Source organism: Actinocorallia lasiicapitis (genome assembly GCF_054778695.1).
In genome coordinates, this window is the sequence record NZ_BAAGZI010000851.1 from 1 (window position 1) to 736 (window position 736).

The following is a 736-nucleotide window of genomic DNA, read 5'->3' on the forward strand; positions in this document are numbered from 1 at the left end:
TCCCCCACCACCTCCCCCGCCCGCACCACCAGCCCCCCGCCCACCCCGAACCGCTCGCCCCCTCGACGGCTCTGCGCCCGTCCGCGCACAGCCGCCCCACCCGCGGCGGCCGGTTCGACGCTTTCCGCCCGTCCGAGCGCAGTCGCCCCGCCCGGCGCGGGCGGTTCAAGGTGTTGACGGCTTTCTGTCCGGCTGTGCACGGTTCCGTTGCCTGCTGCGGGGGCCACGTGGGTGCCGGAGCCGGTGCGGGACAGGAGGAAGCCTTCGGCGACGAGTTGTTCGTAGGCCGAGACGATGACGCCTCGGGCTACCGACAGGTCGGCGGCCAGGGTGCGGGTGGAGGGGAGGCGGGTGCCGGTGGGGAGGCGGCCCTCGCGGATGGCGCGGCGGAGTTCGGCGGCGATCTGGATGGCGAGTCTGCCGTGGGTGCGGTCGAGGGTGAGGTGCAGGTCGCTCATGAGGGGAGCCTAGGAAATGGTCCAGGTTTCCGCCAGAGGAATGGATCTGTGGCGAAGACCAATCGGGCCCTAGCGTCAGAGGTATGGATCTTGTAGTGACACGGGTGGGCGACGCCGGGAGGCTGCGCGGGATCGCCGGGGCGACCGGTGGGATGGCGCTCGTCGGGACGTTGGCTGCGGTCTCGGCGACGATCGGGCGGTATCCGGTGTTCGCGGGACAGGCGCTGCGGTACGCGCTCGCGGCGGCCGTGCTGCTGCCGCTGGCGGTCCGGGCGGCG

The 736-nt window shown here is 73.0% G+C and carries 1 protein-coding gene and 1 pseudogene; one reads left to right on the forward strand and one right to left on the reverse strand.

Translation table 11 applies throughout. The features are described 5' to 3' along the window. Window positions 1–458: GntR family transcriptional regulator (locus tag ACYVE7_RS35080; RefSeq protein ID WP_460370991.1), on the reverse strand; the 458-nt coding region annotated here is incomplete at its 3' end. Between the two features lie 83 nt (window positions 459–541). Here ACYVE7_RS35080 and ACYVE7_RS35085 point away from each other — a divergent pair. Further along, window positions 542–736 (forward strand): annotated as a pseudogene (locus ACYVE7_RS35085) (hypothetical protein); the annotation flags it as partial.